Source organism: Rhodoglobus sp. GW821-FHT12B09 (genome assembly GCF_058809925.1).
Window position 1 is genome coordinate 510,357 of sequence record NZ_JBXATB010000001.1, and the last position, 25,685, is coordinate 536,041.

Below are 25,685 nucleotides of genomic sequence, written 5' to 3' on the forward strand. Positions count from 1 at the left end.
GCTCCGCTCCGTACTCCCACGGGAGTAGCTGCGTCACACCGCCCAGCCGACGACCGCGGCCGCCCCCGGAACTACGATCGAGACATGCATCCCGGCCGCGAGCTCCCACCGCGCTGGAGCCACGACCGCTGGCACGGCAAGTGGCGCGACGCCGACCGGCTGGAGTTCCGCGAGTTCGCGGAGGAGCTCGCCCTCCGGCAGCCGCGCCCGTTCCGCATGTCCAGCACGGCGCGTCTCGTCATCCCGTTCATCGTGTCGCTGCTGCTGCAGGTTCCGGCTGCAGCGTTCTGGGCCGTCCGCTCGCCGAGCGAGCTCGGCTGGCTGTCGGTGCTCCTCGCGCTTCTCGGTCCGCTCGCGCTGCTGTTCCGCCGCCGCTTCCCCGGCCCGGTCGTCGCCTTCGTCGCGGCCGCGGCCTGCGCGGACTTCTTCCTCGCGAACCAGAACGGCGGCCCGCCCTTCGTCGCGCTCGCGTTCGCGATCATCCTCTCGATCAGAGGCGGCGCCCGGCTCTGGGCCTGGATCGCGGTCGGCACCGCCTGGGTCGGAACCGTGACGGTCGGTATCCTGCTGGGCCTCAACTGGCAGCCGGCGCGCATCGCGATCACCACGCTGGGCATCCTCATCACCTTCGGTATCGGCGAGGCCATGCGCACCCGCCGCGAGAACTACGAGGAGTTCCGCCGCATCGTGGCGCAGCGCAAGCAGAGCGAGGTGCAGGCCGAGCGCGTGCGCATCGCGCGCGAGCTGCACGACGTGCTCGCGCACTCCCTGAGCCAGATCAACGTGCAGGCGGGCGTGGGCCTGCACCTCATGGACAAGCAGCCCGAGAAGGCCGCCGAGGCCCTCGCGAGCATCAAGGAGACGAGCAAGACGGCGCTCGACGAGGTCCGCTCCGTTCTCGGCGTGCTGCGGGCGGAGGGCGGGCAGGATCCCTCGGCTCCTCTGGTCCCGGAACCCGACCTGTCGCGGCTGCCGGGGCTCGTGGCCTCCGTCACCTCGCAGGGCGTGGACGTCACGCTCGCCAGCGACGTGGCCGACGCACCGAAGGCTGTGCAGCTCGCCGTCTACCGGATCGTGCAGGAGTCGCTCACGAACGTGGTGCGGCACGCGAAGGCGACCCGGGCGACGGTCTCGGTCTCCGCCGATGCCCACGAGTACACCGTGGTCGTGGACGACGACGGCAGGGGCCTCTCCGACGAGGCGACGGGCGGCCGCGGCCTGCTCGGCATGCGCGAGCGCGCGGAGCTGCTCGGCGGCACCCTCACGACCGGCCCCTCACCGCTCGGCGGGTTGCAGGTCACGGCACGAATCCCCGTCAAGGAGCACGAATGATCCGAGTAGCCATCGCCGACGACCAGCAGCTCATCCGCGGCGGCTTCCGCAGCCTGCTCGAGGCCGAGCCCGACATCGAGATCGTCGGCGAGGCCGGATCCGGTGCCGAGGCTGTCGCCCTCGTCACGGCGACGCGCCCCGACGTGGTGCTCATGGACATCCGGATGCCCGACGGCGACGGCCTCTGGGCGACCGAGCAGATCGTGCAGAAGCCGGAGCTCAAAGACACCCACATCGTCATCGTCACGACGTTCGAGCTCGACGAGTACGTCGGACGCGCTATCCGCGCCGGCGCGAGCGGCTTCCTCGTGAAGGACACCGAGCCCGTCGAGCTGATTCGCGCGGTGCGCGTCGTCGCGGGCGGGGATGCCCTACTCAGCCCCGGCGTCACGCGGCGCCTGCTCGAGCGCATCTCGGGGCAGCTCCGTGAGGCGCCCGACACCACCCAGCTGGGCGTGATCACGGAGCGCGAGCGGGAGGTGCTCGCCCTCGTCGGACAGGGCCTCACCAACGAGGAGATCGGCAAGACGCTGTTCCTCAGCCCGCTCACCGCGAAGACCCACGTCTCGCGGATCATGTCGAAGCTGGGCGCCCGCGACCGGGTGCAGCTCGTCGTGATCGCGTACGAGACCGGGCTGGTACGCGCCGGGCGTACGGAGTAGCGCGAACGTGCACCCGGGGGAGTAGCCCAGGTGCCGCCGCAGGGCAGATTCCCTTTCCGCCCGACTCGACGAGTGTTGAGTCATCGGCCCAACCAGGGCCCTGACGGAATGGATATCACGTGTTTACAGCTACTGCTCTCGCCGCCCACCTGGGCGGCCCCGGGTTCGGCTTCGGCTGGCTCTTCTTCCTGATTCCGCTGTTCTGGATCGGGGTCGTGATCCTCATCGTGAGCCTCGCGCGCCGCCGCTGGAGCCGTGGCGGATGGGGCCCCGGCCACCAGTTCCACGGTGGGTACGGCCCCTGGGGCGCCGCTGCCCGCGGGGCCGAGTCGACCCTCGCCGAGCGCTTCGCGCAGGGCGACATCGACGAGAAGGAGTACCGCGCGCGCCTCGAGGTGCTGCGCGCCAACAACACCTTCACACCGCCGGCCAAGTAGTCGGAATTGGCCGGCTGAGGTCGGCCGAGCCGCACGATAGAGTCTCCCTTCGGGCCATCCGGCCCGGAGGGAGTTCTTCGTTTGTCAGACCCTGTCGCCCTCGAGCGCCGAGCCGCCATCCGAGCGAGCTTCGCCGTCGGGCTGGCCGTGGCCGCCTACGGCGTCTCGTTCGGGGCCCTGAGCGTGGCATCCGGCCTCGACATCTGGCAGACGTGCTTCCTCAGCCTCATCATGTTCTCGGGCGGCTCGCAGTTCGCGGTGATCGGCATCCTCGCCTCGGGCGGCGCTGCGGCCGGTGGCGCGGCGATCGCGAGCAGCACGCTGCTCGGCACGCGCAACGCCCTCTACGCGCTGCGGGTCGCGCCGTTCATCGGCGGCCCGTGGCCGAAGAAGATCCTCGCAGCCCACTGGACGATCGACGAGACCACCGCCGTCTCGACCGCCCAGAAGACGATTGCCGGGCAGCGCGCGGGCTTCTGGTGGACGGGCGTCATCATCTACGTCGGCTGGAACCTCACCACCCTCATCGGCGCGCTCATCGGCGACCTGCTGGGCGATGTGAGCCAGTACGGTCTGGATGCCGCTGCCGCCGCCGCATTCCTGGGTCTCCTGTGGCCCCGGCTCAGGCAGCTGCAGCCGGTCGTCGTCGCGATCGGCGCCGCCGTGGTCGCGGCGGTGCTCATCCCGTTCGTCCCGGCGGGGATCCCCGTGCTCGCGGCCGCGGTGGTCGCCGTCGTCGTGGGCCTCACCAACTGGCTCGGGCCGCGGAAGGAGGCGGAGCTGTGACGATCTGGCAGACGCTCATCCTCGCGGCGATCGCGGTGTACGCCCTCAAGCTCGCGGGCTACCTGGTGCCGCCCGCACTCGTCGAGAAGCCGACTCCCGCCCGCGTCGCGAACCTGCTGACGGTGGCGCTGCTCGCGGCACTCATCGTGGTGCAGACGGTCGGGGGAGCATCCGGAATCGTGCTCGACGCCCGGGTGCCGGCGCTGATCGTCGCGGCGGGCCTGTTCGCTCTGCGGGTGCCGTTCATCGTCGTGGTGGCCGCGGCTGCTGTGACGGCAGCGCTGATCAGACTGTGGACCTAGTCCTCTAGGTGGTCCTCGCCGGGAAGCCAGGACTGACCGGGGACGCCCCAGCCCTTCTTCTTGATGACCTTGGCGACGGGCTTCTCGTACTGGTACTCGAGTCGGTCGACGTACAGGGTTCCGTCGAGGTGGTCGTACTCGTGCTGGAAGATGCGGGCGAGCCAGCCGTCGGCGACGATCTCGAACGGCTTCTGGTCGAGATCGACACCGCGAAGGATCGCGTGCTCGGCGCGGATCAGCGGGAACCGCTCGCCGGGCAGGGAGAGGCAGCCCTCTGACTCGTCCTCCTCGTCGGCCTCGCCGACCGGGATGGGGGAGAGCCAGAGCTCGGGGTTGATCGCTACCCCGCGCCAGAGCGCGCCGTCGTCGTCCGTCCAGTTGTAGACGAAGACCCGGAGGCCCACGCCCACCTGGGGTGCGGCGAGCCCCACGCCGGGTGCCTCACGCATGGTCTCGAACATGTCGTCGACCAGCGTGCGCAGCGAATCGTCGAACTCGGTGACCTCTGCGGCGACCTCGTGGAGCACCGTCTCGCCGGTGATTCGAATGGGGAGTACGGCCATTCACCCAGAATAACGGGCGCTGAACGGGTAGATTCGACGGGTGCCGCCGGACATCCAGGACATAGCCGACCAGCTGACCCTCAACACCCAGTCGGGAATCGGGATCGCCCTCGCTGTCGTCGCGGCGGTTCTTCTCGCCTTCGGCACCCAGTTCCAGAACCGCGGCGTCGTGATCGTGGGGGAGAAGTCGGGCGGCAAGGGCAAGACCGGCCTCAGCTTCGGCCAGCTCACCTCCCTGCTCGCCCGCCCGTCGTGGGTGATCGGGACGCTCCTGCTCGGGCTCGCCATCGTGCTGCAGCTCACGAGCCTCACTTTCGCGCCGCTGACGGTGGTCCAGCCGCTCGGGGCGATCGCCCTCGTCATCACCTCGATCGTCAACTCCCGCGTGAGCAAGGTGCCGCTCGACCGGGTGTCGATCCGCGCCATCCTCGTCTGCGTGATCGGCGTTGCCGCCTTCGTGACGATCGCCGCCTTCGTCACCGAGCGCCACCCGATCACCGCGACCCAGCTCTCGGTCGTGCTGATCATCCTCGCGGTCGTGCTCGCCGTGCTCGTGACGCTCTTCATCCTCATGAAGCGCCGCGCCCCGCGCCCGATCTTCTACGTCGTCGCGGCCGGTGTGCTCTTCGGCTTCGTGGTCACGCTCGCGAACGTCGTCATCGGCCGCGTGCAGACGATTCTCGCGGCCGGTCGCGGTATCGACGCGTCTGACATCCTGACCATCCTGTGCGTCATCGGCCTTGCCGCGGCGGCCCTCCTCGGCACCTACTTCGTGCAGACCGCCCACTCGTCGAACCCGCCAGACCTCGTGGTGGCAGGCCTCACCGTCATCGACCCCATCGTCGCCGTCTCGATCGGCATCGTCGTGCTCGGCGAGGCCTCATCCGCCCCGCTCTGGGCCATTTTCGCCTTTGCAGCGGCTGCCGCTGCGGCGATCTGGGGCGTCGTCTCGCTTTCACGCCACCACCCGCAGTCGTTGGCCAATACGACTCTCGCCGACGCGGTTGAAGACGCCGCCCAGCATCCGTAAGGTACTTTGAACTCCACTATGACTCCTGCCACTCGCGTTTCCCCCCACGAGGGCAAGCCGCGACTCCGCATCCTCATCGGCGCCGACACGTTCTGGCCCGAGATCAACGGCGCGGCGACCTTCATCGCGCGCCTCGGAGCCGGCCTCGCCGAGCGCGGTCACGACGTGCACATCGCGGCCCCGTCGTACTCCAACAAGAAACTCGGTGCGCAGATCGAGGAGCACGAGGGCCAGAAGATCACGGTGCACCGCATCTACTCGTGGCGCTGGTACCCGCATCCGTGGCTGCGCTTCTCGCTGCCCTGGCGCATCAAGCAGAACAGCGCGAAGATCCTCGATCTGGTGAAGCCCGACGTGGTGCACTTCCAGTCGCACATCGTGGTGGGCCGCGGCATGACCATCGAGGGGCTCAAGCGGGGCATCCGGCTCATCGGCACGAACCACTTCATGCCCGAGAACCTGATGGAGTACACCTTCATCATTCCGCCGTTCCTGCACAAGTGGGCGATCCAGAAGGCGTGGAACGCCGCTGACCGCACCTTCCGCCGCGCCGAGCGGGTCACGACGCCGACCCAGAAGGCCGCGGACTACCTCGAGGCCAACACCTCGGTGGAGCACGTCCTGGCAATCTCCTGCGGCCTCGATGCGCACAACTACACCCCGAACATGAAGCCCCGCACGGACAACCTGATCGTCTTCCTCGGCCGCGTGGTCGAGGAGAAGCAGATCGACAAGCTCATCCGAGCGTTCGCGAAGCTCGACCCCTCGCTGAAGGCGAAGCTCGAGATCGTGGGCGGCGGCGACCAGGAGGGCAAGCTCAAGGCACTCGCGGCCTCGCTCGGCGTCACCGCTGACGTGAAATTCACCGGCTATGTAGACGAGGACTACCTGCGCAACGCCCTCACGCGGGCGACGGTGTTCGCGATGCCCTCGATCGCCGAGCTGCAGAGCATCTCGACCATGGAGGCCATGGCCTCCGGCCTCCCGATCGTGGCCGCCGATGCGATGGCGCTGCCGCACCTCGTGCACGACGGCGAGAACGGGTTCCTCTTCAAGCCCGGCAACGTCGACGACCTCGCCGAGAAGCTGGGCCGCGTGCTCACAATGCCCGAGAAGGAGCTGCAGGCGCTCAAGAAGGAGAGCCTGCGCATCGTCGAGTCGCACGACATCCAGCGCACCCTCGACACCTTCGAGAGCCTGTACCGCGGCGAGCCCGTCGACCTCCCGGTCGCGAGCGAGGCGAAGAAGCGCTCCTAGCCCGGTCCGGGATCCTGCCCCTTGAGCGGGTCGAGCTGCCACGCCGTGATGGTCACCTCTTGGCCGTCGAAGATATCGGGATCCTCCGGCCAAGAGCCGCGCGGATAACCCGGGTACGCGGCACCGAACACAGCAGCCACCCGGTCGTCATCCGGGCCGGAACCGGCGTCCCACCCGATGGAGAACGTCGCGTAGCCGCCGGCGGGCACCACGATCCGGGCCGGTCCCGGGTCCTCCGTCATGAACGAGCCGCCGTGCGTGACCGTGATGTCGAGCTCTGATCCGGCGGCGTCGGCGAAGGCGAGGTCGGCGTAGCCCTCGAGCACGCACGGCCCCTCGGAGAAGTTCATGAGGCGGATCGTCTGCAGGCGATGCCCGGTCGCCGCGTCGTGGTTGCCCCAGAGGAGCGCCGACTGGTCTGGCGTACACCACTCCGGGTCGATCGGGCCGGCGTCGGGCGCGAGCGTGGGCACCGGCACTATGGGCTCCGCCGGGACAATGGCCTCCGGGATGTCGATGAACTCGTCCGACCCGGCGGGCACCGCGAGGGCGGCCGGGGCGGAGGCCAGCACGGTGGCCGCCACGAGCGCGCCCACCAGGGCGGTCGTCGTGCGGCGGGAGCGCGCGGCATCCCGAACCCCCCGTACCGCCGCCAGCGCGGGGAGCCAGCCCCAGATCAGACCCCAGTAGGCGCTCTGCACCAGGTAGTCGCCGATGCCGTTGAACAGGAACGCGGGCCGGGCCGGGGGATAGGTCGCGAGGGTGATGCCGATCGCCCACGGAACGGTGGCCGCCGTGCCCGCAACGACGGCGGCGAACCACAGCGTCACGAAGCGGGCGCCGCGCGCCTCCGCACCGAAGGCGACACGGCCGACGAGCGAGTAGGCGATCACGAGCACGAGCATCGAGAGCAGCGGCCCGAGCACGATCCAGGGCTGGGCCCACTGCCACACGCCCAGCGGCAGCGTCTCGGGGGTGAGGTGCTGCACGAACTGGTGCGGTCCGGGGTTGATCTCGCTGAGACCGCGATAGGCGAGGGCGCTGGCGAGCCAGAGCACCGCGGCGAGGACGGAGGCGGGAGCAATCGCTCGGAGGTCGCGCATGCTCCCACCCTACGTGAGGGTTCCTCCGGCTAGCTCTTCGCGGGGGTCCTGTTCTCGGCAGAGACCATCCAGGCGAACTGCTCGAGCCGCTCGATGACGGCGTGCAGGATGTCGGCGCTCGTCGGGTCCTCGTCGTCGACCTCGTCGTGCACCTCGCGCATGGTCGCGACCGTGGCCTCGAGCCGCTCAGTCACCAGGTCGACCGTGGTGGCGGTGTCGACCTCGCCGTTCGGGTACTCCTGCAGTGACGTGGTCGCCGCGACGGTGTCGCTGCGGCCGTCGGGCACGGCGTGGAGCGCACGAAGGCGCTCGGCCACCGTGTCGCTGAAGGTGCGGGCATCCTCGATGATCTCGTCCAGCACGCGGTGCGTGTCCCGGAAGTTCTTGCCGACCACGTTCCAGTGCGCCTGCTTGCCCTGCATCTGCAGCTCGAGGAGGTCGACGAGCACCTTCTGCAGGTTGTCGGTGAGCTTCTTGGACGCCTTGAACCCCGACTCGCAGTTCTGCTGGCGGGTGACGCGCGCGCCCGAGCCGGCGGGCGCCTTGGTGGTCTGCTTCGTGTCGGTCATGTCTTCACGGTACGTCCGCGTTCTGGCAGCGGCGAGGGGTCGACCGCGCCGCTGCTGCGTGGTAACGGATGCCGCGTCCCGCTGGCTGTATCGTAAGAATCCGTCCGCTCCTCGCGGGCGCGGGGCGGTAGCTCAGCTGGTTAGAGCAGCGGACTCATAATCCGTCGGTCACGGGTTCAAGTCCCGTCCGCCCTACCAAAGTTTACGGGGAAGTCCGGGCATTTGGCGTGCCACGGGTGGCGCGCAACCCCGTCACATCCCCGTACGACTCACTCAAGCCTTCCGATATCCCTGTGGAATCTCATTCATGTTCGGCGTGTTGTGGAGGAAATGTCAGTGCTCAGGTTCAATCTGGAGTTGGCACTCGAAACCCCGGAGTGCCAATTACCCAAAGGAGATTGAGATGTCCCTGAAAATAACGCACGTCAGGTTCTCTGGAACCAGTAAGACGCACCAGTCGATCGTTCGCTACAAGTGGCAGAACGAGCAGACCGCTGCGACCGGCGACAACGACAAGCCATCGATGATCGACTGGATCAATAAGGGCGGACAGGCGTTCGTCGTCAGCGGCGCGAACCGCGCTCAGGTGCTAGTGGTGAACGACAACCCGCCGTACCTGCGTACCAAGGCTGACAACACTTGGACCGACAACTTGCTGGCCCTGCCTACCTTCTAGCGCAACTCAGGCGACTCCCGGCCAACCCAAATGGCCGGGAGTCGCTCGTGTCGAAAGAGCGATCTGTAAACGCTCGCCCGTATAGTGCAGTCAGCCAATGGAGGAACAGCGTGGGCAACACGGATACGTTTTTCAGCACAAGCGTGCGGCGCGCGCAATCTGACCTGAAGCATGCAATTCTCGGTTCGTACCTTCCAGCATTCGCCTCCAAAACGGGGAGCACCTCGCTCGGCAACCGTGTGGGTTACGTAGACGGGTACTCAGGCCCCGGTGAAAACATCCATGGCTCGTCCGGTTCGAAGAGCGAAGGTTCACCCGCGATTGCACTTCGGGTCGCCGCAGACCTCGCGACAAACAAGAGGCCGACCCATCTCGAGTGCATGTTCGTTGAGAAGAGGAAGAAGTACTTCGAGTCTGTGCGTGCGCTAGCGGCTGCCGCTCCAACGGTGGCGGGCGCCTTCCACGGCGACGTCAAAGACCACCTTGGTGCGGCGCTAACGCGGTTCAAGGGAATTCCGGCGCTTGTTTTCCTTGACCCGTTCGGAGCGGGGCTCGATCGTGAGACCTGCATCAAGGACATTCTCGGGCGCGACGGAGATGCGCCGACGGAACTACTGATGAACTTCAGTCTCGAAGCGATCCGCCGCACGGGACCGTGGGTGAAGAAGCCGGTCGGAACTCCGCGTCGAGATCCGATGCTTGCGACCATGGACCTCTGGCTCGGTGGTGACTGGTGGCAGGACATATTCCGCGCCGCGGACCTGTCGCTACCCGACGCCGTCGACAACGCCGCCTCTCAGGTGGCAAACGAATACGCTCATCGCGTGCACCAGCGCACTGGCTGCGGAGTCTTCCCCGTTCCCATGCGCCGCTCAGCGGCGCACAAGGCCATCTTCACGCTCATGCTTTTTTTCCCGCGAAACGTCGCCGTCTTTCCATACAACGAAGCGGTGAGCCTCGCGCAGGATAAGTGGCGAGAGGCTATGTGGGAGCTGGATATTGCCGCCGCCGCGAAGGAATTCAGGAAGAGCCCTGGTCTCGGATCGGCGCACGTCGACCATGCACGAGCTGCAGCGTTGGCTGATAAGGAACAGTTCAAGGTGGACACGATCGCGACGGTCAGGGATGCAATTCGCGCGACGTTGGATGTGCAGAACTCAATATCGATGAATAAGGAGTGCGGAAAGGCATACGGCTCCGCCATTGGCACCGCGAGATCATTGCACCTCCGAGCCGCTTGGGACGAGCTGACGGCTGCTGGAGTCACCGAACCACGCGACAAGTCGATGAAGACACTTGAGCGCGCCGTCATCAGAAAGGTCGACCGACGCCTTCCAACCTTCTAGTATTGCTCGAAGGTTAGGGGGACTCATGGCGAAAACGTCGATCGAGTGGACAGAGGTCACGTGGAACCCAGTCACGGGCTGCGACAAGACCTCGGCGGGCTGCGACAATTGCTACGCGCTGACGCTCTCGAAGCGGCTGAAGGCAATGGGGGCTGAGAAGTATCAAAACGACGGGAACCCGATCACGTCGGGTCCCGGCTTTGGGATCACCACTCACCCTGCGTCTCTGAAGCAGCCCTACGGATGGCGAAAGCCGGTGACTGTTTTCGTGAACTCGATGAGTGACCTGTTTCACGCGGGAGTTCCCGCTGGATTCGTGCAGGACGTGTTCGATGTAATGGCCGACACACCGCAGCACACCTATCAGGTACTCACCAAGCGCTCGCTGCGGCTACGCCGCATGGCAGACAAGCTCACGTGGCCGAAGAACGTGTGGATGGGCGTATCGGTGGAGGAGCCGAAGGTTCTGAATAGGATTGACCACCTGCGCGACGTCCCTGCCGCGGTTCGTTTCCTCTCATGTGAGCCGCTAATTGCCGCATTGCCGAACATGAACCTTGAGGGCATCGACTGGGTAATTGCCGGGGGCGAGTCGGGGCACCACCACCGGCCCATTGAGGCCCAGTGGGTCGAGGACATCCGTGATCAATGCGCTGTCTCCGAAGTCCCGTTCTTCTTCAAGCAGTGGGGCGGCACCACGCCCAAGCGCAACGGTCGAACTCTGGCCGGAGTGACATGGGACGAGATGCCCACGCCGCGTCTCCGACACCTCGTTACCGCTTAGCCCTCGGCGACAAACTTCTCGAACAGGGCGATCTGGGCGTTGTAGTCGCTCGGGTACAGATGCGCGTAGATCGAGTCTGTGGTCGCGACGTTTGCGTGGCCCATCCATCGGCTCACTTCGTAGGGCTTGAACCCTGCTGCGAGCATGAGCGAGGCGAACGTGTGCCGCAGATCGTGGAAGCGCATCTTCGGCATACCGACTCGCGCGAGGGCAGGCTTGAAGTAGTGCCGGATGAAACTCGAGCCGTCGAGCGGACGAGACCAGTCGACCGTGTGCGGGCCGTGCGTGCGCCCCGGCCAGAACAGCGCATCCGGGTCGCCCGAGTTCGGGTGCTCCACCAACAGCGCGCGGAGCTCTGCCGTCAGCGCTCGATTGAGCAGTGGGACCTCTCGGGTGGAGCGTTTGGACTTCGGGGTGCTCACTCGCCACTCGCCACCGATCCGATCCGGGGCACACCACGGTGCCCCGATTTGGCCACCAAGCGGGCTGATTTCATGCGGGAACTCGGAAGGGAGGCGGAGCAAGGCGGATCAACTCGGTACGTCTCGGTCTGAGTATCCTGCCGTTCTCATAATCCGTCGGTCACGGGTTCAAGTCCCGTCCGCCCTACCAATGATTGCGGGCGAATGCCGGATTCCCCGATTGCAGGGGCGGGGACGCTCAGGTGTACATGGCCGTTGCAAACCGTGCAGAAAGTTGTCGCAGACCGCTCGGTTCGTGCGCGATGACTTGGAGAACGGCCACATGAAGATCGAGGGCTAGTCCTTTTCGTCATCCTCAGGATCTGGCAACTGCAGAGCGGCTAGTTCAGCGGATCGCGCTTTTAGCCGCATCCCTGTGTCAAAAGTGACGACCTTGACCCTGCCACCGAGACCCATCAGTGACACGGCCTGATCGATAATCTCCGCATCCACCGACGAAAGTCGGATGTGCCCCGGCTCTTCCATGAGGATTCGGAGTACGGTCTTCGGCGCTAGCGGCCCTATTTCAGGTTTCGGTTCGCTGACGACATAAGCGCGACGTGGGTCAGGAAACATTCGGTCGATGTTCCTAAGGGCCACGCGAGCCATCGTCCGGCGGGCATATCCTTTGCCCTCAATCACCATCTTGTTACGGTCTAACTTCTTGCGGTCGAGTTCGTCAATCACAGCGAGTGGTATCCAGATCACTAGCGGCTCGAGCGGCAGGATTTTCAGCGCCGCGTGCCAGTCGTATGTGTCGAGTTGGTCCCTCAGCACCATCACCACATTCGTATCGAGTACAGCCGCGTCGATGCCCTTTGACAGCATCATCTGGTTTTGCAGTTCGTCATGTGCGACTTCGAGCGCAGCGGCACGTTGCGAGATTTCTAGATAGAGCAGGTCCCTAATGGCTGTGCCAGGTACGCCCGTCCCGCCGCCCGACAACAAACTGATCAAGGTCCAGTAGTGCTTCGTCGTGATGAGCGCATCCACGTCGTCGGGCTTGATCGCTGGTCCTAGCGTGCGCAGATGGGTCGTAGCCCAGTTCACGTACTTATGAAGACTCGCGTGGTCTTCGTTGCCAAGCAGGTTGCGCGCGCCGAGATGAGCGGCCTCTAAGTGCCCCAGTACTGCGTCGGCCCTATAGCCGGGCTGAATGCCGATCATGGCGCAACTGTATTGCCTGCCATCACGGACGTGATCCAACTTCGACCGACCTACGTACAGACGGGCGCTGTGCAAGCGGCGCGACCGAGGAAAACGGGAGCGTTCGGGAGGGCGACGACAATCCCTATTCTTCTGTGGGCAGCGGCAGCGGTCGAGCGAATGACGCCGAGCCTGTTTTGGCTCGAGTCAACTGTTCAAGTGCCCGCGGATCTTGCGCCACGTCCACCCGCCGATCGCATCCGCAAGGAGACGACGGCGTATCGAGCATTAACTCGTCGAGAGCCCTAAGCCGAGCAGAGAATCTTGATCAAAAGTTGGATTCACCCATGGCGTAGACGCGAGTTCGCGCAATAGTCTCGGCAGGGCCGCATAGAAGAGGGAGCAGATGATGGACGACTCCCTCGGGGCTGGACCTCGCAGCGGGCTGACGGATAGTGCGCGCAAGCGCATGCTGATAAGCATTTGGATCAGCGTGCCACTCGTTGGACTTGGTATTGCAGCGATGGTCGGACGGGGGATTAGCGCGGCCAATTCTGGCGACAAACACACCGCGTCGAACATCTTCATTTCAGGCACGGTCGTTGGGTTACTGGTTATCGCTGTTGTCGTCGGCATGGTGATCTATTTGATGCGACGTGTCCGCCTTATTGCCTATCGTTTCGAGGTGCTCAAGGCTGCATATCCAGACTCCCTCACCTTCATGGTGGGCTATACGACGTTGAAGGTGTCAGCGCCTCTTCCCGGGTGGGCGGGCCTCAAAGTCTCCAAAGTGCATGGCATCGTGGTCAAGGGTCCGGAACTCGCACTCGTACGCATCTCGGAGGCTGCGGACAGCCTCGCCACTATTCGCGACGCGAACTGTGAGGTTTCGATCGGAACGAGGAACATGTCAGGGTCCGACATGGTGCAGGTGGAATTCATCGCGCGCTCAGGAGACATGTTGGCGAAGATCGGGGTTCTTCCGGTGAATGTGAAGCGTTTTTCTAGCCCCTCGTTCGAAAGTCTCAATGACCTGGTGTCGGCCGTGCGGTCTGAGATGACTAGAGCTGAAGAACGTGGCGGGGGCTGAAGATGTTCATCGGGACGTCTCGTCGGTGGCGGATTCAAGTCCTGTGAGCCAACGACCATCAGGTACACCCGCGGCGGGCCGGCGGCGCGCGATCGGTGGCATGGCCATGGCGGCGCTCGTGTCCCGCATCCTCGGCTTTGCAAAGGCGACGATCCTTGTCGTGGCGATTGGAGGAACGGCCCGCTCGGTGGGGGGTCAAGCGTTCGGCGTTGCTAACGATCTACCGACGAATATCTTCAACCTCATCGCCGGGGGAGTACTGAGCGCGATGATCTTCCCTCAGATCATGCGCGCAATTCGGATCCCGGGCGACAGGCGGGAGTTGAACGCGCTGTTGACGCTCTGCCTCTCGATCGGCTTGCTCGTTACGGCGGCAGTGACAGTTGCTGCGCCACTCCTCGTATACATTTATGCCCCGACATGGTCGGAAGGGTGGATGAGTTTGGCCGTACTCATGGCCTACCTATGCCTCCCTCAACTCTTCTTCTTCATCATCTACTCGGTGTTCGGGCAGCTCCTCAATGCCCACGATCGCTACGGTCCATTCGCCTGGGCGCCGGCGGCGTCTAACCTCGTCGCGATCGCGGGAATCGGCATCTTCATCGCCACAACCGCGGGCGGTACAGGCGGTCTCGAGAGCTGGACACCCGGGATGGTGCTGATCCTGTGTTCGGGAGTCACGGGCGGGGCCTTGGTTCAAGCGGTGATTGTCGTTGTGGCTCTGCGATCCATCGGATACTCCTATCGCCCCGCCTGGGGATACCCGCACATCGGAGAGATAAGCCGCGCGGGCGGATGGATGTTCGGAGGAGCGCTCGCTGGCCAGTTGTCTTTCGTGTTGACGTCCGTCTTTGCCACTGCCGCGGGTGAGCGCCTGCACGAGCAGGGTATAGACGGCGCGAGTCTGAACTCTTACGGACTTGCTTTCCTACTGTTCTTGCTGCCGCACGGCATATTCTCGGTGTCGATCGTCACCGCCCTCTTCACGGAGGTAAGTCGGTCGATTGAGGGCGGGAAGGTCTTGGGGCTTCACGGCGACGTCACCAGCGCAATGCGCAATGTGGCCGTATTCTCCGTCATCGGTACGGCGGGCTTCATCGTCTTGGGACCAGCCGTTACTGCTCTTATCTGGGGCTCGTCGGTGATCGGCACTGTCCTTGTCGCGCTCGCGCCTGGCCTCCTTCCGTTCAGTCAGACGTACCTTATGAACCGGACGTCGATCGCGTTGCGGGATCCCAGGGCGGTGTTTCTCACCCAATGCTGTGTCGCAGTTCTCACGGGTACCGGCTCTCTTGTTTCCGGCTTGCTTCTCCCGCCCGCGCAAGTGGTGGTGGGTATAGCCATAGCTACCTCGATCGCCCAGTTCGCCGGCTGGGTGGTGGCCTACTGTGCGCTCAACAGGAGAATGCGAATGCTCGGCGCGGAGACATTGCGCCTGCCCACCGTAGGGTCAGACGTGGGGCGCCTCGCGGCCGCCGGAGTCGCGAGTGCCGCGATTGGCACCCTGGTCGGGATGATTCCGATCGGGGGAACCTGGGAGGCGGACGTTGTCCACGCCGCCATAGTCGGCGTCGCGATCGTGCTCACCTATCTAGCGGCGTGCTTCTCTTTCCGTGTGGCCGGATTCAACGTTGCCTCTCTTCGATCCTTGCTGAGGCAATAGCGATTCCCGGCCAGGTCGCACGAGGCGCGCGGCGGACTCGTTGAGGTAGGGGGAACTGCGATCCCGTGGGGCGTCGTGCCCAGCTCCTTACGCCTCCCTGTCGGGGGCTTTGTCGGGTCGGGATGCCGTCAGTAGCGTGGACAGCATGTGACATGAGCTTTTGTCCCATCTGACCCCTGAATTGGGGGGCAGTCCTGGGCGTCATATGGGTGGCGATCGTCGGTCCCTTATTCGACTGATCTGGCCGCAAAGGAGCGAATCGTGAGAAGAACTGAACTAGCCGGGAAGTCGGCTGTGCGTTTCGCGAAGGCTAGGCGCCCGCGCGCGCATTTGCTGCTTCCTGGGCTCTTCGCATTCTTCGCGCTGCTGATCCCCGCGGCGGCGTGGGCGGACCCGCCTTCGGGCGTGGATGTTGGCGACGACGTGTACGTGGGTGCGGGGGTCGGGTACGGCGGCACTTCGGTGCACGGGATCTACGTCACGCCGCCGGCCGATCCGTTGAACCCGGGTCCACCGGATCTCTTTGCGTATTGCGTCGAGCACAACATCAGCGTTGAAACTGATCGGCTAGGGCACGTGGGGGAATTCAGCGACTACCTCGGCGCGAACTTCTTCATCGATCCCGTCGTCCAGGGCAAGGTGCTGTGGGTGCTCGCGAACAGCTACCCCGCGATGAGCCTCGCGGACTTCGGCACCGCAGCGGGCGCGCCGGGCATCTCACTGAACGACGCGATCGAGGCGACCCAGTACGCCATCTGGCGATACACCGAGTTGACGTTCGATGCGTCCTGGGCGTGGGCGACCCCCGACTCGGAAACGGCATACTGGTACCTCATCAACGGCGCGAACGCGAGTGCTGGGCTTCAGCCGGCCGACCTGCATCCCACCGTCTCGGTGACGCCGCCCGCGGGTGCGCAGGTCGCGGGGACACTCGTGGGGCCCTTTCTCGTGAACACCGACCAGCCCACCGTCACCGTGACCACCGATCCTGTTGTCCCGCTGGTCGATTCGACGGGCACCGCTATCGACCCGGCGGCCGTGGTCGACGGGCAGGAGCTCTACCTGGACCTGCGCGGCGTCACCACGGCGGGCAGCTCGACCGTAGCGGCCTCGGCCGTCGGCTCGAGTTCTACCGGCATGATCTTGTCGGTGCCGAACGTCCCGGGCGGCCCGACGACGGCTCTCGACCACGCTCAGACACTCATCCTTGTGACTCCGTCCACCACCCAGACCAGCGGTGCTGCCACGATCTCGTGGGCCGCCGTGCCCGCCGCTGCGGTACCTGCGATCAGCACGACGCTCGTCGATCTCGCCGACGGCGACCACACGCTGCCATCCACCGGCGGCACCGTCACCGACACGGTTGCCTACGTCGACCTCACTCCGGGCACCAGCTACACCGTCTCCGGCGAGCTGATGCGCAAATCGAATGGCTCATCGACCGGCATCACGGGGTCAACCACGTTCACCGCGACGACGGCGACGGGCTCGATCGATGTCACGTTCACCGTTCCGGCAGGATTCGCCGGGCAGAGCCTGGTCGCCTTCGAGTCGCTCTTCGAGGCGGGGAACGCTACGGCAGTCGCTCAGCACCAGGACATCAACGACGCCGCTCAGACAATCGCGATCCAGTCTCTCGCACCGAACGGTCCGGCAAACCCGTCCGTGCCCCAGCCGCAGACCGCTCACCTCGCATCCACCGGCTCGACCCCGCCATATGGTCCCGCTGCTCTCGCCGTTCTGGCGATCGCGCTGGGCGCGGGGTTGGCTATTCGCCGGCCCTCAACGGCTCCAGCGCGGCCAGCACGAGGTCGAGGCCGAACATGAACTCCTCCGACGGGTCGTAGCCGGCGGCGACGAGGCCCGCGGCGGACTCGTTGAGGTAGGGGAACTGCTCGGGCGGAAGCTGAGGAAGGTAGACGTCCTCGGTCATGCCCGCGAGCTCGTCGGCGGTGTCGAACGGCAGGCTCGCCGCCTGCAGGGCGTAGCCGTACACGTAGCTGTTGAGCACCCAGTTGGCGTGGGTCGCCGTGATCACCGAGAAGCCGGCCCGTCGCAGGCACGAGGTGACCGCCTCGCGGTGGCGGAGGTTCGCGGGGCCTGGCGACGTGCGCGACTCCATGAGGCTGATCGCCCAGGGGTGGCGCGCGAGAACGTCCCGGGTCGAGACCGCCTCCTGCCGCATGGCGGACTGCCAGTCGGCTTCCTCGGGCGGGGGTGTGATCTCCTCGAACACCACATCGATCATCGCGTCCAGCAGCTCTTCTTTGCTCGCGACGTAGTGGTAGAGCGACATGGCGCCCGCGTCGAGCACACCGGCCAGCCGGCGCATACTCAGCCCGTCGACCCCCTCGCGGTCGGCGAGCCTGACGGCCTCGGCCACGACCCGCTGCTTGCTGAGCCCCGCGTCTGACGCGGCCTGGCCATCATCCTTCGCAGACATGGGTCCCTCGCTCTCTCGACCGGCTTGACAACCGTACAGCGTACGTGCCACCGTACAGTGTACGACGTACGGTGTACGAGAGAGCGAAAGTCGCGGCTCGACGTGAGGAGGCTTCTGTGGGAAACAAGCAGGTGCGGGGGATGAGCCCGGCCGAGGGCGCGACGATGCGCGCCGCTGTACAGCACCGCTACGGGCCGCCGTCGGTGCTCGAGCTGTCAGAGGTGCCGATCCCTGTGCCCGGCCGGGGCGACGTGCTCGTTCGAGTGGGTGCGGCCTCCGTGCATCCCGGCGACTACTTCGTCATGACCGGCAACCCGCACCTGGTGCGCCTGGCATACGGGCTCCGCAAGCCGCGCAACGGCATCCCCGGCAGGGATCTGGCGGGCGTGGTGGTCGCAGTCGGGCAGGATGTCGCGACTCTCGGGCCCGGCGACGAGGTGTTCGGCTGGAGTACCGAGGGGACGCTCGCGGAGTACGCCTGCGTGCCGGCGGACCACCTCGTGCCGCGGCCGGCCACCGTGCCCGTCGAGCATGCGGCGGCGGTACCCACGTCCGCACTGACCGCGCTGCAGGCCCTGCGCGACGTTGCGAACGTGCGACCGGGCCAGACGGTGCTCATCACGGGCGCGTCGGGCGGCGTGGGCTCCTTCGCGGTGCAGATTGCCAAGTCGCTCGGCGCCGAGGTGACCGGGGTGTGCAGCACCGGCAACGTCGCACTGGTCCGGATGCTCGGCGCCGACCATGTCCTGGACTACACGACCACCGACTTCACCCGCGGCGAGAAGCGCTACGACGTCATCGTCGACAACGTGGAGGCCCAGCCACTGGCGGCGGTCCGTCGAGCGCTCACGCCCACCGGCACCCTCGTCCCGAACAGCGGGCACGGCGGCCGGTGGATCGGCCCCCTCGGTCGGATCCTCACAGCGCACGTGCTGTCCTGCTTCACCCGCCAGCGGCTGAAGCCCTTCGTCTCGGTCGAGAAGCGCCACGACCTGCTTGCCCTGTGCACCCTGCTCGAGACCGGACAGGTCGTTCCCGCTATCGACCGCACCTACCCCCTCGACGAGGCGGCCGACGCCCTCCGGTACGTCGCGGCCGGCCACACCCGCGGCAAGGTCGTGATCACCGTCAACCCCACACCCAAGGAGTAAGAAATGAGATCCCCCCAGACCCCCACCACCGCGCCAGACCGCAGTGAGCTCGTGAGGGGCCGGCTCGTCGGTGTCTCCGCGATCGCATTCGCCGTGCTCGTGGTGATCGAGAACGCGCTGTTCGTGGCGACCGACGCGCCGTCCTACAGCGACCCGGTCGAGGACGTGCTGGCCTACTACGCGGCCAACTCCGGCGTGATTGCCGTCGTGTCCGGCCTGGTGGCGCTGTACCTGCCGCTGCTCCTCGTGTTCGTGACGGGCCTGCACGGCTTCGTGACGCGGCGAGGCGGAGCGGGCGCCGACTGGTCGCGCCTCGGCGCGGCCGCGGGAGCGACCGTGGCGGCCGTGTTCGTGCTGGTCAACGTCCTGCAGATCGGGCTCGCGCTCGCCGCCGACGGGCTCGAGGGGCCGACCTCCGTGTTCGGGCTCGTCTGGCAGGTCCACGCCGCGGCCTTCGCGCTGACGCTGCCCCTGCTCGGCACCGCCTGCATCGGCTCGGCCCTCGCCGCGCACGCGAGCGGACTGACTCCCGCGTGGCAGCGCGTACTGGGCCTGCTGGGCGGGAGCCTGCTGCTCGCCGCGGGGCTGGGCAACTTCTGGGTCGCCGGCGGCTCGCCGCTGATCTTCGCGGGGCTGCTCGGTTTCGCCACCTGGCTGGTCTGGCTCTTCGTGACCGGCGTGCGCCTCATCCGGTCGCGAGCGAATTGAGGACGGCGGCGCTGCAGAAGCGGGGGCGCGCGGGACGAGACGGGATCGAGCACGACTTCCGGCGCCCGTTCAGGAAGGCCCTCGGCTTCAATGTCCGAACCGGGCTGCTTCTCTTGGGAGTCTTTGGAACCGCCAGAGTCTTGCTGGTACTTCAAGCGAACGTCACCGGCAGCTATCAACTGGTGAGTATTGTCTTCGTCGCGATGGCGGCTTTGCCATGGGTGGTGCTCTCGCGGCCCGGCCGCAATCGCATTGGCCTGGTCAAGCCCACCCGTTGGCGGTGGATGCCTGTGGCGCTACTCGCAGTTCATCTACTTTGCGATCTACGCGCTGATCGGTGTGACGTTCAGCCCCCTAGGAGAGGAGCTGCTCTACCGAGGAATCGCTCATGACAGCTTCGCGATGAAACTCGGCAACCGTGCAGCGGCGGCCATCGACGCTGCCGCGTTTGCCCTGGTGCACCTTGCGCACTTCGGGATCGTGTACATGTTCGGAAGCTGGAGCTTCCTCGCCCTGCCAGCCATCGTCTGGGTCGGAGCAATGTTCCTCAGTGCACTGATCTTCTACTGGTTCAGAGCTCTCACTGGGTCGCTGGCCGGAGCGATCGTCGCTCACGCGTCATTCAATCTCGCCATGAACGTCATCATCTTCTTCCTCGTACTTGGTTAACGCCCAACCCCTTTACCGGGGCCGATCCCGGTCGGCCCCGCTGGTGATCGCCCCGGGCGAGTCAACGAGCACTGCCTCGTCCGCCGCCTCGAGCGACCGGTAGCGGCCGATGAGCTTCCTGTCCTCCGACCGCACCGCCCACGTGACCGCGCGGTAGTACGGCGGCGTCGCCTCGAAGCGGCGCACGATCGCCTGGGGGCGGGTGCGGTCGTGTCGCATGACTATCCACTCGCACTCACTGATCTGGATGGGTGGCCAGGGCCAGGCTGACATGCTCACCTCCCGTGCGCACGAGGACGTGCCACGTCCAGAGCCGGTCGCACGCGGCCTCGAGCGTCCAGGCGTAGCCCACCGGCTCCTCGTCGGGAGTGAGCGCCCGGAACGCCCGCCTCCCATCGACCTTGCCGGTCTGGATGGTGCCGATGAACAGGCTGCGGTCGTAGAGGAACCACTCGCCGCCGGGGCGCGGGCCGGCGATGAGGCCGTCGCTGGGGCGCCAGTGGTGGGTCATCCGGAACTCTTTCTTGGCGTGTCGCGAGAGCCGGGGTTACTCTCGTGCTCTCGAAGATATGTTCGAATGTCCAAGGAGTCAATATGAGCCTCATGCACCCGGCCCGCACCGGTACGGCTGTCGCGATCTGGATGACCAACGGCGTCCCGGCGAGGCTGGTCCATGAGGGCATCCGGTACCGGGTCACCGACACGCCCACGCGACTGGAGGACGACGAGCCCGAGCTGACCTACCGGCTCAACCTCACGGGCTGGCGGTTCCAGGGCACGGATGAGGCGGGCTTCAGCCACATGTTCGACGTGCGCAAGGCCGGCGAGGAGTGGCGGCTGATGCGGGTGTACGACTAGCGGCCAGTGCGGTCGTGTTTCGATACGGCCGCTGACGGCCTACTCAACCCGCCTGGGCGGCCTTCTTCACGAGGGCTACTATCGCCTTCTCGTTGGCCGGCGTGAGCTCGGTCAGCGCGAAGGCGTTCGGCCAGAAGGTACCGTCGTCGAGTTTGGCGACGTCCTGGAAGCCGAGGGTGCCGTACCGGGTCTTGAACTTGGTGGCGGGCTGGTAGAAGACGAGCATCTTGCCGTCCTTCGTCCAGCCGGGCATGCCGTAGTAGGTCTTCGGCGCGAGGGTGGGAACGGCGGCCATGATGAGCTCGTGCAGGCGCTCGGCGATCGCGCGGTCGGGTTCATCCAGCTCGGCGATCTTCTCCGCCATCAGCTTCGCCTGGTCTGCGTTCTCCGCGGCGGCTTTGAGCTCTTTGGCGTGCTCCTTCATCGCGGCGCGCTCTTCGGCGGTGAAGCCCTCGTTCTTGGCCATGGTGTTCCCCTCGCTCTCGACTGACAGGTCAACGCTAGGGCGAGCGGCCCGCCGACGCTTATCCAGATCTGCTCGATAGCGGTCGGGGGCCCGAAGACTGGTCGCCGAGAGGATCCGTGTATCTCGACGACCAGCCGAAATTCGGTACGAGGGCTAGGGCACCTGCATCAACCCTGCCACTGGTCGGCGTCAAACGGAATCCCATCCAGGGATTGACTTAAGCCTTGACCGGCTCCGGGATGGGCGTGAGCCCGCTGACCGTCGAGGCCGCCTGGGAGAGCTGCTCGAGCCATTCGCGGTTCATCTCGGGCGGGGTCGGGTCGTCGAACTCGAACTCGAGGGGGATCTGCGCGGAGATCCAGATGCTCGAACGGCCGCCGCCCTCGTCCTCTGTCTTGTCCCAGGAGAAGGTGAAGGACTCGTTGCGGCGGAGCTTGTTGACCATGACGAACTTGATGTGGGCGAGCTCCCGGTCCGGGATCGGGATGGCGACGCGCGTGGCGTCCGCGTAGTACAGGGTGCCCATTCACTCAGAGTAACAGCGCCGCAGGGCCGCTAGAGTCGGGCCGATGGCAACGACAGAGCTCACCGCGGACTGTGCGAACTGCTTCGCGCTGTGCTGCGTCGCACTCGCGTTCACGCGCTCGGCAGACTTCGCCTTCGACAAGGCCGCGGCCGACCCGTGCCGCAACCTGGCGGAGGACTTCCGCTGCGGCATCCACCCCGCTTTGCGCGACTCGGGGATGAGGGGCTGCACAGTCTTCGACTGCGGCGGAGCCGGCCAGAAGGTCTCCCAGCACACCTACGGCGGCACCAGCTGGCGTGACCGGCCGGAGACGCGCGGCGAGATGTTCGCCGTGTTCCCCGTCATGCGCGAGCTGCACGAACTGCTCTGGTACCTCACCGAGGCGGTCGAGCTCGCGCCGTCCGCGGAGGTGCACGACCTCCTTGCCGAGACCGAGGCGCTGACCCTGCTCCCCGCCGCAGAGATCCTGGCGCTGGATGCCCCCGCCCACCACGCTCGCGCGCGAGGCCTGCTCCTCCGGGTGAGCTCCGCCGCCAGAGTCCCGGCGGGCCCGGATCACCGCGGCGCCGACCTCATGGGCGCCTCCCTCCGCGGCGCGGCGCTCGACCGCGCGAGCCTCCGCGGCGCCTACCTGATCGCGGCAGACCTGCGCGGTGCGAGCCTGCGGCGGGCCGACCTCATCGGCGCGGACCTGCGGGACGCGGACCTGTCGGGCGCCGACCTCTCCGGTGCGCTGTTCGTCACGCAGTCGCAGGTGAACGCGGCGCGCGGCGACGGCACGACTCTGCTACCGGCACGCCTGGCGCGTCCGGCGCACTGGGGGTAGCCGCGGCATCCCTGCCCACTGAGCTCGCTAGCGCTTGGGCACGCGCCCGCGGCCGAAGATCAGCCACAGGATCGATCCGAGGATCGAGAAGACGAACGCGACGATGATCCAGATGATCTTGCCGCCCGCGCCGTGGTTGGGGTTGTTCGCGATGGAGACGACGGTGACGATGAAGATGATGAGGGCGATGATGCCGCCGCCGCCGACGCCGAGGCTGATGGGATCCATGCGCCAAGCATAGAGGGCGGAAATAACACCGTGTCGGCGGTGGTTGGCACAGTCAGACTCGACAAGGATGGACGAATGACCGAGACCGCCACAGCCCCCACCCCCGAAGCCCGTTTGGCCACCTTCCACTCGCGCCGCGAGGAATCCGTGGTGCAGCCCAAGGGCAGCCTCGCGCTCGTCAACACGCAGTGGATCGACTCCGAGCAGACCATCTGGGGCGTCCCCGGCTCCTGGGCCCCCGCCGAGGGCGGGCTGACCGTCACGGCCGCCGCCTCCGACAACATCCTCGTGGACGGCGCGCTCGTGGACGGCTCGGCGCTGGTGCGCGGCAAGGACGACCCGAACCCCAGCGAGGTCACGTTCAGCGACACGGTGAGCGGCTTCGTCATCGCGGGGGACGAGGGCACCTACGCACTGCGCGTGTGGGATGCGAACTCTGAGGGCATCCGGGAGTTCGGCAGCATCGACGCCTACCCCTACAACCCCGACTGGGTGATCACCGCCGCGTTCACGGAGAACCCCGAGGGCACGACGATGGGCTTCGAGCACCTCAAGGACAACGGGAAGACCAAGGAGCAGGTCATCCCCGGCGAGATCACGTTCACGAAGGACGGCGTCGACTACAACCTCGTCGCGTTCAAGTCGGGCCGGGCGCTCCAGCTCGTCTACGCGGACGCGACCAATGGCGTCGACACCTACAGCGTGGGCCGCTTCCTGTTCCTCGCGCCGAACCCCGACGGCACCATCACCCTCGACTTCAACCTCGCTGTGCTGCCGCCCTGCGCGTTCAGCTACAACTTCAACTGCCCGATGCCGCCGAAGCAGAACCGCTTCGCCGTCGCCATCGAGGCCGGCGAGAAGAATGTCCTCAAGAAGGACGGCTCACTGCTTCACGAGGTCTAGGCGGGTTGAGTAGCGCGCTCTGGCGCGCGTATCGAAACCGGCGGGTTGAGTAGCGCGCTCTGGCGCGCGTATCGAAACCGGGTTTCGATACGGCCGCGGGCGGCCTACTCAACCGGCGAGTGAGCGGGTTGAGTAGCGCGCTCTGGCGCGCGTATCGAAAACCGGGTTTCGATACGGCCGCGGGCGGCCTACTCAACCGGCGAGTGCGCGTCTAGGAACTCGTAGACCTCCGTCGAGTCGACGCCCGGGTACATCCCGGTCGGCATCGCCGCGAGCAACGAGCTGTTGAGCCGCGCGCTCGGCAGCGCGTGCTGCGCCCAGCGGCCCGCGAGCCCGGCGGGCGGGCGACGGCAGCACGACTCATCCGGGCACGTCGAGGTCTGGCGGTTGGCGGTGTCGCGCCCGCGGAACCACTTGGCGTGCGCGAACGGCGTGCCCACGCTCACCGAGAAGTCGCCGCGGGCGGTCGACTGGATGCGCGAGGTGCACCAGTAGGTGCCGCCCGGCTTGTCCGTGTACTGGTGGTACGGGCTGAAGCGGTCGGCGACGTCGAACACCTGGCGCGCACTCCAGTACCTGCACACGAGCTGGCCCTCGACGGCGCCGAGGGCATCCGTGGGGAATGCCGCATTGTCGTTCTCGTAGGCCTTCGAGATGGTGCCGCTCTCGTGCACCTTGAGGAAGTGCACGGGCACCCCGAGGTGCTGCGTCGCGAGATTCGTGAACCGGTGGGCGGCGGTCTCGTAGCTCACGGCGAACGCGTCGCGCAGGTCCTCCACGGAGAGCTCGCGCTTCTCCTTCGCCGCTTGCAGGAACGACACCGCGGTGTGCTCGGGCACCATGAGGGCGCCCGCGAGGTAGTTGGTCTCGACGCGCTGGCGGAGGAAGTCCGCGTAGTCCTTCGGCTCGGTGACGCCGAGCACGTGGCTTGCGAGCGCCTGCAGCAGGGTCGAGCGGGGGTCGCTGCCCGCCGCCTCGCCCACCGGCAGGTAGATGCGGCCGTTGCGCAGGTCGGTGACGCTGCGGGTCGAGCCCGGCAGGTCGGGCACGTAGTGCAGCGAGAACCCGAGGTGGGTGGCGAGGTCGGAGGCCACGCGCTGCGACAGGGGGCCGCCGGCGTGGCCCACGGCGTCGAGGAGCTCCTTGGCCGTGCGCTCCAGGTCGGGGAAGTAGTTGTTGCGCTTGCGCATCGAGCGCCGCAGCTCGGTGTTGGCGCGGCGCGCCTCCTCCGGCGTCGCCGCGCGCTCGCGGTGCAGGCGCTGCAGCTCGTCGTGCAGCCCGAGGATGGTCTCGATCGCCTCATCGCTGAGCGTCTTGCGCACCGGCAGCGCCGGCAGGGGGAGTGAGGCGTAGAGCGGCCCGCGCTGCGCGCGCTCGAGGGCGATCTCGAGGGCCGCGCGTTTGCTCGGGGCATCCGGGCTCAGCAGGTCGTCCATGCCCACCTGGAGGATGCGCGCGAGCTTCTGCAGCTCACCCAGCTTCAGCTCGCGCTTGCCGTTCTCGATCACGGAGACCTGCGAGGCGGCGCGGCCGAGCGCAGCACCGAGGTCGTCGAGCGTGAGCCCGCGATCAGTGCGGAGCTGCCGGATGCGACGGCCGACGGTCAGGGAATCGAGCATGTCATCATCCTGCGCCGCTGTCGCGGAGCCTGGTTCGGTCACAGCGTCCTCCTCGACGGTCTTCTTCCGGGAAACAGAAGA

At 66.5% G+C, this 25,685-nt stretch carries 31 protein-coding genes and 1 tRNA gene; 20 read left to right on the forward strand and 12 right to left on the reverse strand.

Annotation, left to right across the window (positions count from 1 at the left end; all coding sequences use genetic code 11):
• The first annotated feature begins 84 nt into the window (after nucleotides 1–84).
• From AC1RTC_RS02535 to AC1RTC_RS02555, 5 genes are all read left to right on the forward strand, one after another.
• On the forward strand, nucleotides 85–1,332 hold the full coding sequence (locus AC1RTC_RS02535) for a sensor histidine kinase (protein WP_493153883.1): 1,248 nt from the start codon (nucleotides 85–87) through the stop codon (nucleotides 1,330–1,332).
• The gene (locus AC1RTC_RS02540) at nucleotides 1,329–1,994 is read left to right on the forward strand and encodes a response regulator (RefSeq protein ID WP_493153884.1); all 666 of its coding nucleotides are present in this window, start codon (nucleotides 1,329–1,331) and stop codon (nucleotides 1,992–1,994) included. Before AC1RTC_RS02535 ends, AC1RTC_RS02540 begins: the two co-directional genes overlap by 4 nt.
• Nucleotides 1,995–2,113: 119 nt before the next feature.
• Nucleotides 2,114–2,431 (forward strand): SHOCT domain-containing protein, encoded by a 318-nt coding sequence (locus AC1RTC_RS02545; protein ID WP_493153885.1) that lies wholly within the window; start codon nucleotides 2,114–2,116, stop codon nucleotides 2,429–2,431.
• An 81-nt stretch (nucleotides 2,432–2,512) separates the two neighbouring features.
• A complete protein-coding gene (locus tag AC1RTC_RS02550) occupies nucleotides 2,513–3,217 on the forward strand; it encodes an AzlC family ABC transporter permease (RefSeq protein ID WP_493153886.1) in 705 nt (234 codons plus the stop codon).
• On the forward strand, nucleotides 3,214–3,519 hold the full coding sequence (locus AC1RTC_RS02555) for an AzlD domain-containing protein (protein ID WP_493153887.1): 306 nt from the start codon (nucleotides 3,214–3,216) through the stop codon (nucleotides 3,517–3,519). Before AC1RTC_RS02550 ends, AC1RTC_RS02555 begins: the two co-directional genes overlap by 4 nt.
• Here AC1RTC_RS02555 and def read toward each other — a convergent pair.
• Nucleotides 3,516–4,082 carry a peptide deformylase gene (gene def, locus AC1RTC_RS02560; RefSeq protein ID WP_493153888.1) on the reverse strand — a complete coding sequence of 189 codons (567 nt, stop codon included), beginning with the start codon at nucleotides 4,080–4,082 and terminating at the stop codon, nucleotides 3,516–3,518. The two genes, AC1RTC_RS02555 and def, sit on opposite strands and share 4 nt — an antisense overlap.
• Nucleotides 4,083–4,122: 40 nt before the next feature.
• Here def and AC1RTC_RS02565 point away from each other — a divergent pair, with 40 nt between their 5' ends.
• Nucleotides 4,123–5,112 carry a DMT family transporter gene (locus tag AC1RTC_RS02565; RefSeq protein ID WP_493153889.1) on the forward strand — a complete coding sequence of 330 codons (990 nt, stop codon included), beginning with the start codon at nucleotides 4,123–4,125 and terminating at the stop codon, nucleotides 5,110–5,112.
• An 18-nt stretch (nucleotides 5,113–5,130) separates the two neighbouring features.
• Nucleotides 5,131–6,369 carry a glycosyltransferase gene (locus AC1RTC_RS02570; protein WP_493153890.1) on the forward strand — a complete coding sequence of 413 codons (1,239 nt, stop codon included), beginning with the start codon at nucleotides 5,131–5,133 and terminating at the stop codon, nucleotides 6,367–6,369.
• Here the strand turns inward: AC1RTC_RS02570 and AC1RTC_RS02575 are convergent.
• Both AC1RTC_RS02575 and AC1RTC_RS02580 read right to left on the reverse strand, forming a co-directional pair.
• A complete protein-coding gene (locus AC1RTC_RS02575) occupies nucleotides 6,366–7,472 on the reverse strand; it encodes a DUF4232 domain-containing protein (protein ID WP_493153891.1) in 1,107 nt (368 codons plus the stop codon). The two genes, AC1RTC_RS02570 and AC1RTC_RS02575, sit on opposite strands and share 4 nt — an antisense overlap.
• Before the next feature lie 29 nt (nucleotides 7,473–7,501).
• Nucleotides 7,502–8,041 carry a Dps family protein gene (locus tag AC1RTC_RS02580; protein WP_493153892.1) on the reverse strand — a complete coding sequence of 180 codons (540 nt, stop codon included), beginning with the start codon at nucleotides 8,039–8,041 and terminating at the stop codon, nucleotides 7,502–7,504.
• Nucleotides 8,042–8,162: 121 nt separating this feature from the next.
• Between AC1RTC_RS02580 and AC1RTC_RS02585 the strand changes: the two genes are divergently transcribed.
• The 4 genes from AC1RTC_RS02585 to AC1RTC_RS02600 all read left to right on the forward strand — a co-directional run bounded on the left by AC1RTC_RS02585 (nucleotide 8,163) and on the right by AC1RTC_RS02600 (nucleotide 10,847).
• A tRNA-Ile gene (locus AC1RTC_RS02585) sits at nucleotides 8,163–8,239 on the forward strand.
• Between the two features lie 205 nt (nucleotides 8,240–8,444).
• Entirely contained in the window at nucleotides 8,445–8,717 is a 273-nt protein-coding gene (locus AC1RTC_RS02590) for a DUF3892 domain-containing protein (RefSeq protein WP_493153893.1), read from the forward strand.
• A 110-nt stretch (nucleotides 8,718–8,827) separates the two neighbouring features.
• A complete protein-coding gene (gene tcmP / locus AC1RTC_RS02595) occupies nucleotides 8,828–10,063 on the forward strand; it encodes a three-Cys-motif partner protein TcmP (RefSeq protein ID WP_493153894.1) in 1,236 nt (411 codons plus the stop codon).
• A gap of 25 nt (nucleotides 10,064–10,088) precedes the next feature.
• A complete protein-coding gene (locus AC1RTC_RS02600) occupies nucleotides 10,089–10,847 on the forward strand; it encodes a DUF5131 family protein (RefSeq protein WP_493153895.1) in 759 nt (252 codons plus the stop codon).
• On the opposite strand, the gene AC1RTC_RS02605 is transcribed toward AC1RTC_RS02600, so the two are convergent.
• A complete protein-coding gene (locus AC1RTC_RS02605; RefSeq protein WP_493153896.1) occupies nucleotides 10,844–11,269 on the reverse strand; it encodes a tyrosine-type recombinase/integrase in 426 nt (141 codons plus the stop codon). The two genes, AC1RTC_RS02600 and AC1RTC_RS02605, sit on opposite strands and share 4 nt — an antisense overlap.
• 336 nt (nucleotides 11,270–11,605) lie before the next feature.
• A complete protein-coding gene (locus AC1RTC_RS02610; protein WP_493153897.1) occupies nucleotides 11,606–12,475 on the reverse strand; it encodes a PIN domain-containing protein in 870 nt (289 codons plus the stop codon).
• Between the two features lie 388 nt (nucleotides 12,476–12,863).
• Between AC1RTC_RS02610 and AC1RTC_RS02615 the strand changes: the two genes are divergently transcribed.
• The 3 genes from AC1RTC_RS02615 to AC1RTC_RS02625 all read left to right on the forward strand — a co-directional run bounded on the left by AC1RTC_RS02615 (nucleotide 12,864) and on the right by AC1RTC_RS02625 (nucleotide 17,034).
• Nucleotides 12,864–13,544 (forward strand): hypothetical protein, encoded by a 681-nt coding sequence (locus AC1RTC_RS02615; RefSeq protein ID WP_493153898.1) that lies wholly within the window; start codon nucleotides 12,864–12,866, stop codon nucleotides 13,542–13,544.
• Between the two features lie 106 nt (nucleotides 13,545–13,650).
• Nucleotides 13,651–15,207, forward strand: a complete 1,557-nt coding sequence (gene murJ / locus AC1RTC_RS02620) for a murein biosynthesis integral membrane protein MurJ (RefSeq protein WP_493153899.1) — start codon at nucleotides 13,651–13,653, stop codon at nucleotides 15,205–15,207.
• Between the two features lie 462 nt (nucleotides 15,208–15,669).
• The gene (locus AC1RTC_RS02625) at nucleotides 15,670–17,034 is read left to right on the forward strand and encodes a VaFE repeat-containing surface-anchored protein (protein WP_493154273.1); all 1,365 of its coding nucleotides are present in this window, start codon (nucleotides 15,670–15,672) and stop codon (nucleotides 17,032–17,034) included.
• On the opposite strand, the gene AC1RTC_RS02630 is transcribed toward AC1RTC_RS02625, so the two are convergent.
• Nucleotides 16,976–17,650: a TetR/AcrR family transcriptional regulator gene (locus tag AC1RTC_RS02630; RefSeq protein WP_493153900.1), complete on the reverse strand. Its 675-nt coding sequence runs from the start codon at nucleotides 17,648–17,650 to the stop codon at nucleotides 16,976–16,978. The genes AC1RTC_RS02625 and AC1RTC_RS02630 overlap by 59 nt on opposite strands.
• 116 nt (nucleotides 17,651–17,766) lie before the next feature.
• Here AC1RTC_RS02630 and AC1RTC_RS02635 point away from each other — a divergent pair, with 116 nt between their 5' ends.
• From AC1RTC_RS02635 to AC1RTC_RS02645, 3 genes are all read left to right on the forward strand, one after another.
• Nucleotides 17,767–18,801, forward strand: a complete 1,035-nt coding sequence (locus AC1RTC_RS02635) for an NAD(P)-dependent alcohol dehydrogenase (protein WP_493153901.1) — start codon at nucleotides 17,767–17,769, stop codon at nucleotides 18,799–18,801.
• A 3-nt stretch (nucleotides 18,802–18,804) separates the two neighbouring features.
• Complete coding sequence (locus AC1RTC_RS02640) at nucleotides 18,805–19,509, forward strand: hypothetical protein (RefSeq protein WP_493153902.1); 705 nt, start codon at nucleotides 18,805–18,807, stop codon at nucleotides 19,507–19,509.
• Nucleotides 19,510–19,761: 252 nt separating this feature from the next.
• Entirely contained in the window at nucleotides 19,762–20,178 is a 417-nt protein-coding gene (locus AC1RTC_RS02645; RefSeq protein ID WP_493153903.1) for a CPBP family glutamic-type intramembrane protease, read from the forward strand.
• A gap of 12 nt (nucleotides 20,179–20,190) precedes the next feature.
• Here the strand turns inward: AC1RTC_RS02645 and AC1RTC_RS02650 are convergent, their stop codons facing one another.
• Together AC1RTC_RS02650 and AC1RTC_RS02655 are read right to left on the reverse strand one after the other, a co-directional pair.
• Complete coding sequence (locus AC1RTC_RS02650) at nucleotides 20,191–20,397, reverse strand: hypothetical protein (RefSeq protein ID WP_493153904.1); 207 nt, start codon at nucleotides 20,395–20,397, stop codon at nucleotides 20,191–20,193.
• Between the two features lie 16 nt (nucleotides 20,398–20,413).
• The gene (locus AC1RTC_RS02655; protein WP_493153905.1) at nucleotides 20,414–20,689 is read right to left on the reverse strand and encodes a hypothetical protein; all 276 of its coding nucleotides are present in this window, start codon (nucleotides 20,687–20,689) and stop codon (nucleotides 20,414–20,416) included.
• Between the two features lie 83 nt (nucleotides 20,690–20,772).
• On the opposite strand from AC1RTC_RS02655, the gene AC1RTC_RS02660 reads away from it, so the two are divergent.
• Nucleotides 20,773–21,036: a hypothetical protein gene (locus tag AC1RTC_RS02660; RefSeq protein WP_493153906.1), complete on the forward strand. Its 264-nt coding sequence runs from the start codon at nucleotides 20,773–20,775 to the stop codon at nucleotides 21,034–21,036.
• Nucleotides 21,037–21,079: 43 nt separating this feature from the next.
• Here AC1RTC_RS02660 and AC1RTC_RS02665 read toward each other — a convergent pair whose 3' ends face one another.
• Entirely contained in the window at nucleotides 21,080–21,502 is a 423-nt protein-coding gene (locus AC1RTC_RS02665) for an iron chaperone (protein WP_493153907.1), read from the reverse strand.
• A 217-nt stretch (nucleotides 21,503–21,719) separates the two neighbouring features.
• The gene (locus AC1RTC_RS02670; protein ID WP_493153908.1) at nucleotides 21,720–22,028 is read right to left on the reverse strand and encodes a DUF7882 family protein; all 309 of its coding nucleotides are present in this window, start codon (nucleotides 22,026–22,028) and stop codon (nucleotides 21,720–21,722) included.
• A 43-nt stretch (nucleotides 22,029–22,071) separates the two neighbouring features.
• Between AC1RTC_RS02670 and AC1RTC_RS02675 the strand changes: the two genes are divergently transcribed.
• On the forward strand, nucleotides 22,072–22,854 hold the full coding sequence (locus AC1RTC_RS02675; RefSeq protein ID WP_493153909.1) for a pentapeptide repeat-containing protein: 783 nt from the start codon (nucleotides 22,072–22,074) through the stop codon (nucleotides 22,852–22,854).
• A gap of 27 nt (nucleotides 22,855–22,881) precedes the next feature.
• On the opposite strand, the gene AC1RTC_RS02680 is transcribed toward AC1RTC_RS02675, so the two are convergent.
• A complete protein-coding gene (locus AC1RTC_RS02680) occupies nucleotides 22,882–23,082 on the reverse strand; it encodes a PLDc N-terminal domain-containing protein (protein ID WP_493153910.1) in 201 nt (66 codons plus the stop codon).
• A gap of 75 nt (nucleotides 23,083–23,157) precedes the next feature.
• On the opposite strand from AC1RTC_RS02680, the gene AC1RTC_RS02685 reads away from it, so the two are divergent.
• A complete protein-coding gene (locus AC1RTC_RS02685) occupies nucleotides 23,158–23,985 on the forward strand; it encodes a DUF1684 domain-containing protein (protein ID WP_493153911.1) in 828 nt (275 codons plus the stop codon).
• Nucleotides 23,986–24,173: 188 nt separating this feature from the next.
• Here the strand turns inward: AC1RTC_RS02685 and AC1RTC_RS02690 are convergent, their stop codons facing one another.
• Nucleotides 24,174–25,604 carry a helix-turn-helix domain-containing protein gene (locus AC1RTC_RS02690; RefSeq protein WP_493153912.1) on the reverse strand — a complete coding sequence of 477 codons (1,431 nt, stop codon included), beginning with the start codon at nucleotides 25,602–25,604 and terminating at the stop codon, nucleotides 24,174–24,176.
• Nucleotides 25,605–25,685 lie beyond the last annotated feature (81 nt).